Origin of the sequence: Bifidobacterium hominis, from assembly GCF_040095915.1 — a bacterium.
GTDB lineage: Bacteria > Actinomycetota > Actinomycetes > Actinomycetales > Bifidobacteriaceae > Bifidobacterium > Bifidobacterium hominis.
In genome coordinates this window covers 1-6,303 of record NZ_JBBMFR010000015.1, presented here as the reverse complement: position 1 = coordinate 6,303, position 6,303 = coordinate 1, and the positions used below count along the sequence as shown (strand labels likewise).

General features: G+C 55.4%; 7 protein-coding genes. 4 read left to right on the top strand and 3 right to left on the bottom strand.

What is annotated here, in order from left to right; genetic code table 11:
- Positions 1-158: 158 nt before the first annotated feature.
- From WMO36_RS08285 to WMO36_RS08275, 3 genes are all read right to left on the bottom strand, one after another.
- Positions 159-1,538 (bottom strand): MATE family efflux transporter, encoded by a 1,380-nt coding sequence (locus tag WMO36_RS08285; RefSeq protein WP_099571491.1) that lies wholly within the window; start codon positions 1,536-1,538, stop codon positions 159-161.
- Between the two features lie 513 nt (positions 1,539-2,051).
- A complete protein-coding gene (locus tag WMO36_RS08280) occupies positions 2,052-2,711 on the bottom strand; it encodes a response regulator transcription factor (RefSeq protein WP_250778421.1) in 660 nt (219 codons plus the stop codon).
- Complete coding sequence (locus WMO36_RS08275) at positions 2,704-3,846, bottom strand: sensor histidine kinase (RefSeq protein ID WP_250778419.1); 1,143 nt, start codon at positions 3,844-3,846, stop codon at positions 2,704-2,706. The genes WMO36_RS08280 and WMO36_RS08275 overlap by 8 nt, the downstream gene beginning before the upstream one ends.
- Before the next feature lie 380 nt (positions 3,847-4,226).
- On the opposite strand from WMO36_RS08275, the gene WMO36_RS08270 reads away from it, so the two are divergent.
- From WMO36_RS08270 to WMO36_RS08255, 4 genes are all read left to right on the top strand, one after another.
- Positions 4,227-4,952 carry a DUF2599 domain-containing protein gene (locus WMO36_RS08270; RefSeq protein ID WP_144090580.1) on the top strand — a complete coding sequence of 242 codons (726 nt, stop codon included), beginning with the start codon at positions 4,227-4,229 and terminating at the stop codon, positions 4,950-4,952.
- 15 nt (positions 4,953-4,967) lie between these two features.
- The gene (locus WMO36_RS08265) at positions 4,968-5,321 is read left to right on the top strand and encodes a hypothetical protein (protein ID WP_065447231.1); all 354 of its coding nucleotides are present in this window, start codon (positions 4,968-4,970) and stop codon (positions 5,319-5,321) included.
- Positions 5,322-5,346: 25 nt separating this feature from the next.
- Positions 5,347-5,523, top strand: coding sequence for a hypothetical protein (locus WMO36_RS08260; protein ID WP_349077275.1), 177 nt, complete (start codon positions 5,347-5,349; stop codon positions 5,521-5,523).
- Positions 5,524-5,638: 115 nt separating this feature from the next.
- Positions 5,639-6,178: a peptidylprolyl isomerase gene (locus tag WMO36_RS08255; protein ID WP_099571252.1), complete on the top strand. Its 540-nt coding sequence runs from the start codon at positions 5,639-5,641 to the stop codon at positions 6,176-6,178.
- Positions 6,179-6,303 lie beyond the last annotated feature (125 nt).

Genomic DNA, 6,303 nt, shown 5'->3' with positions numbered 1-6,303 from the left:
CCTCACGCATACGAAAGAACCGCACCTCCGATCATCGAATCTGAATTTCTTCAGTCCAACAATCGGGGTGCGGTTCAGTCCGCCGGAACCATGCGGGATTTTTATTTTGCAGGAATCGCCCATCTCACGTCATGTCAAACTGCCATCACAAGCTGATTTCAATGTGCGATATGCAACCATGTGGAAGTTCCGATACGGGACCCATTGAAAATGGCACGCAATCCTACAAATAACAGATTCACCGCAAGCCACAGCAATGCCATACGCAGCGCGGAAGACGCCTGCATCGCATCGCATATCCAACCAATCGCAGCAAGACAGGGTACATATATTGCAGCTGTCGCCGTACACGTCAATGCAAGATAACGGTAATCCCCTGCCCCAATCAAAATGCCATCAACAGCCCACATCCAACCAGCCAACGGCAATGTCACGCCAACAACCATCATACCGATGGTGATCAGATGCTGAATCTCAGTAGACTGCGAAAACAGCGGGGACGCACACCATCCGGCAATCATCAAACCAATACCGATTACCGTGCCTCCGCATAATCCTGCCCTGCCAGCGATTCTCGTCAAACGCATGGCTTCATCCTCTTGACGGGCACCAATCTGCGCGGCAACCAACGTCTGACCGGCAATACCAATGGCATCAAGCATGTTCAACACGAAATTCCAACTGGAATTCACCACCTGATACGCAGCCAACACTTCCACGCCCATATGCGTAGCCAGCACCACATTCGCCACCAGGCATGCACGCAACGCAAGCGTGCGCAAGAACAACACCGCACCATCGCCAGCACTGTTCAACACTCCTGACAAACGCGGCCGTAAACGGGCACCTTCCGCACGAGTCCACAACATCGCAGGAACAATAAGCAACACTGCCATGAACCATTGCGAAATCAGCGTGGCCACTCCAGACCCAAACACACCCCAACCGAATCCGAGAATAAACAGCAAATCCAGCAACGTATTGAGTATCGCACCCAGCGTAGCAGCTACCAACGTGATGCGAACCTTCTGCAGTCCGCGGAAAATACCGTTGGCCGCATACACCAGCAACATGCCGGGAATACCGAACACCACGGCACGCACGTAGTCAACCGCATTGTGCAAGACGCTCCCCTGCGCCCCCATGGCCATGCACAACGGGCGTGCAATAACGAACAGCATCACAGACACCACCACGCCAATGATTCCAGCCAACCACAGGCCATCAATGCCTGCTTCCAAGCCTTCTCTCCGCTTGCCGGCGCCCAAAAGACGTCCCACCTGCGATGTGGTGCTATATGCAAGGAACACGCATAGCCCCACAACAGTGAGCACGATGGTTGACCCGACCGACAGACCGGCGAGCGCTTGCCCGCCAATATGCCCGACGATGGCGGTATCGATGAGTACGAATGCTGGTTCGGCGATAAGTTGCCCGAATGTTGGTATGGCTAGTGTGAGAATGGTGCCGATAGTGGTGCATGATGCGTTGTTTGCGGTATCTGTTTCGTGAGTATTCTGCGAAGTTGATGTGATCATAATCGTAAGCGTCTGGCGTGTTAGGAACTGCATGTGCAGTGTAAGGTCACGTGTTTCATCATCGCCGTTGATTGCTCAGATTTTGGCTATGTCTGTTTTGCGCTGTTGAGAATGTCGTTGAAGGTTTTTCGCTTATTGTCTGCATGAAAACATAGTCGAATCCGCCTCTACGGAGATGATAGATTCGACTATGTTGAAGTACAGATTGATTTCACCGTCAAGACCTTTGCGACCGCGGCTCTCTGTGCCGTTCCCGCAATTAGGAGTAGCTATGCGGAACAAGCGTTTTTCCTGGAAACGCGCCTTCGTCTCTCTCGCCATTTCGCTCGTCGTCTGTCTGCCCCATCATCGTTGTCATGGCAATCGTAACGAAACAGGAGCTTCCCGAATTGTTCCTGAGATATCTCCCCGCCGAGACATCCGTACTGATCGTCCTCGCAGCAGCCATAGGATTCACGAACATGCGGAATACCTAAGTTCATCCCGCACCGGAGACCAGGTCAGGAACAGAAGTCAGTATCCGGCCTTGATGGCTGTGATGGTGAGCTCGCCGCGGTTAGTGTATCCGAGTGTGGTGAAGATCTCGGATATGTAGGAGCGCACGGTGGCTTCGCTCAGACCGAGCCGTTTGGCGATGGTCTCGTTCGGCAGCGCCTGGATGAGCAGATCAAACGTGGTGCGCAGATAGCCCGGAAGGCGTTCCACCCTCTCGCGGAAGGCGTCATATTTGGGATCGTTCTTCCCGGAGTTCAGATAGCTGTCGGCGAGGATACCGGTCGGGCGCGGTCCAAACACCGAGTATCCCGCGTGCGCTTGTCTAATCAGTTGGGCGAGTTGCGCGGAGGGGATGTCCTTGGTCAAGAACCCGCGCACGTTCAGAGCCAGCGACCTGGCGAGCGATTCCTCATGCTCGAACACGGTGAGCATCACCACCACGACCGACGGATACAGCCTCGCCATCTCCTTGGCAGCCGCCAGCCCGTCGAGGACGGGCATGTCCACGTCCAACAGGGCCACGTCCACGGCCCGTCTGGAAAGCTCGCGCAGAGCCATGCTGCCGTTCTCGGCGACGGCAACCACGTCGATGCCGTCTTGGCGGTCCAGCAGGCCTGCGAGCCCCTCACGGACGATCACGTCGTCGTCGGCAAGCAGGACGCGGATTGGTTCACTCATCAGCAGCCCCTTCCCCTTGGATTTTCGGATCCGGTATGGACGCGTTGACGATCCACCGTCCGGAACGCGAGACGAAGGACAACCGTCCTCCCTCGGACTCGATCCGCGACTTCAGGTTCGCAAGGCCGAAGCCTCCCGTTAGCGCGCCGTCCGAAGAGCTCCCGCTGATGTCGTTGGCCATCGTCAGCGACAGTCCCCCACCGTCGATCTCCGCGAACAGGTCTACCGTCGTCCCCCTCCGCGCGTATTTCAAAGCGTTCGCGGCGGTCTCGCTCACGAACAGTGATCCCGTGAGAATCGTCTGCCTCGAAATCTCGCCGTCGATGTCGCCCGGCATATGCGCATCCAACTCGAGTGCCCCTGATCGCAGCATCAGTCTGGATTCCTCCACGGCGGCCGCGAGACTCGGCGCTGCGGCGTCGAGGCTGAGTTCCGAGATCATAGGCCTGAGACGGCGTGAGGAATCGTGCGCGAGATCGACTATCGGAGCGATCTCGCCGGACAGGTCCGGGTGCGCGGCGGCGAGGCTCTCCAATGAGATGGAGATGCGGGCGAGGTCCCTGGCAATCGTGTCGTGCAATCCGGCGGCGAGCTTGGCCCGGACGGATTCCACGGCCCTGACCGTCCCCATCCGGGATTCCTCCAGCTCCCGCCGGGACAGTTCGGCCCCGTCCATGAACTTCCTGACCGCGAAGCCGACGACAACCGCGACGGAGGACAGCAAAACATCGCTGGCCATGCGGGCAAGCACGCTCCCGTTCTGCCAGAACATCAGCAGAACGTAGCCAGCGAGTAGCAGCGCAGCCTGAGCCGTGCGGTGACGGATGATCCACACAGCTGCAACCAGAAATACGCCAAGCACAGGAAATGCAAGCGAAGAGCTAAACGCCCCCATCGCGGCGAACACGGCTACATACAGCAAATCCCCTGTGATACCCAGCCAAGGTGCCACGGACAATAGGGCACACAGCGCGGCAAGTATCAGAATGTCGTGAGTTCCCAGCGGAGCTGAAATCGCATGGAAGACGACCTCCAGAACCACGATAGACACCGACATAAACAGATATGACAGCCTAAACCCACGCGGATACGGACGCACGGCGTCCAAAAAAAACGACGATGGTGATCTCATCATTGCTTCCTGCAGATATCCAAACTCGGGAATAACTTGCACAGCAGATTGTCGTAACCGAGCACGGTCGCACGGGAAGACAAGTCCTGGTCCGGTTGGATAACGGAGGCATCGGCGGCGGGCGCTGCAGTCCCCCACCCCAGCGCGCATGCCGTAAGCAACACCGCAATCCGATAAGCCATGGTCCTTCTTCTTCGCATAACCGTCCTCCATTCCCCTCAATCATGAATAAATGCCTTATTTACCAGATGCTACACGGCGAAAACATATTCCGACACCGACGAACATCAGGGTCGAATCCCGTCACCAGTCAGTGCCGAACTACCCATATTCCATGATTCACTAAAGATATCTCTGCATCACAGCGTTCGAGAGGAGATGCCATGGAAAAGGTACCACTCTTATTGGCTGCGGAACCACACCATGAGCAGCCGAAATCTCTTGATGCAAAACGATATCCCTCTACAAAATCAGTTCACTGTTTCGAATGGTATGCGATTTCCAAAACCGAAGTTGCAATCAGGGAAGGAATCATAATGGAAAAACAAGCATTGGCAACATTGGCGACGATCACAGCAATCAGCGTCGCAATCATCACCCCGACCTCCGCACTGGCAGACGGCATGAAATACAATCAGGCAGTATATGAGGAAATAGGGATGGATAGATCGGAAGTGATTGATTGGGTCCAGGATCCGAAGCGGAATGTATACGGGAAAACCGAGGATGAGACGATGCAATATCTCATTGCGTCGACAAAGGAAGAACAAACGTCCAACATCCGAATGGATACAACAGCCGCACGCGGTTCATGGTCCAATCAATGGTTTGCTAAGGGAGGCTGGATTGCACGTAATGGCATGTGGTCGTTATCCTTACAACCCACTTGGTGGGCAGCAACGGCTACACCGACAAGATACTATTACGCAGAATCAGCATGGGCAACGGTCCCTCCCCAGTTTAGCTCGAGTCGTCATTGGACGGCCTATCCAACAGCTTCAAAAATGATGAAGGAACAATTCGACTGCCATGTCAGGTATGGCAATCTCAAAACACCGTATAACCTCGAACCATCCAGAACATCGATAAGCCAAATTACCTGCAACTGAAGTAAGGACGGAATCATGCGTAGCGAGTTCCCCGGTCTGTTGTATTGCACGGGTGCATTAATCGCAGTGGCCTCTTGGTCTCTTTTTATGTTCTCGAAAAAAGTTCATCGGGAAGGCCGAACGGTATCCATCCTGCGGCTGTCCGTCATTTGGATACCGTTCCTCGTGAGTTCGGCGCTGGCTCTCGCATCGTATCCGGTTTTTGAAATGTACTCAGGATCCATGGAGCCGGATGTTATCGATTTCTACAGTCAGCCGTTCATACGGCTACTGCCGGCAGCGACCTGCATAGTGAATCTGTGCGTATCGACATGCTGCTCCATGGCCCTTGTCAGCAAGCGCAGAAAAACCGAGCATCGAAACATCTGAATCACAGCGTTCGAGAGGAGATGCCGTGGAAAAACCGCTGCTTCTGCTGGCCTTGGCGCCGCTGGCCATCGGACTGGTCTTGATATCCGTCGCAATCGGATCCAAAAAACTGGGAAGACACGCAAAAGGACTCTTTTTGCGTGTTTTCTCGGCGCTCATGGTTATTGCCGGCGCGTTGATCATCGCAAGCCAACTCGCATGACATCTCACGTTGCGGCTCGGCTTCCCGGCTATCGGCCGCGGACATTCCACGGCTCTCTGCGTCATTACCGCAATCGCACCATCGCCGGTCTCAAGCCCATGAGACACTTGGAGCCATGACTACAGTTATCATGCACACCACTGAAGGCGACATCAAGATCGACCTGTTCGACGACAAGACCCCGGAAACCGTGGCCAACTTCCTCGGCCTCGCCACCGGCGAAAAGGAATGGGCCGACCCATTCACCGGCCAGCCGAGCCACAAGCCGTTCTACGATGGTCTGACCTTCCACCGCATCATCAAGGATTTCATGATTCAGGGCGGCTGCCCGCTGGGCACCGGCACCGGCGGTCCGGGTTACAACTTCGATGATGAAATCGTTCCTGGTCTGACCTTCGATCGCCCGTACCTGCTGGCCATGGCGAATGCCGGCCTGCGCCGCGGCATGGACGGCAAGATCCACGGCACCAACGGCTCCCAGTTCTTCATCACCACCGTGCCGACCGAATGGCTCAACGGCCATCACACCATCTTCGGCGAAGTCGCGGATGACGAGTCCAAGGCCGTTGTCGACAAGCTCGATTCCGTGGCAACCGATCGTTCCGACGCTCCGCTCGAGCCGGTCGGCATCACTTCCATCGAAGTGTTGAAGTAAGTTTCGCATCAACAAGCTTCATAGCAAAATAATGAAAAGCCCCTCACTTTGAACTGCGCCCCGTTTGTTGGACGTTGTTAATTAGGATACAGCCCTAGACCGCGAGGGACATGCTCCGGAACTCC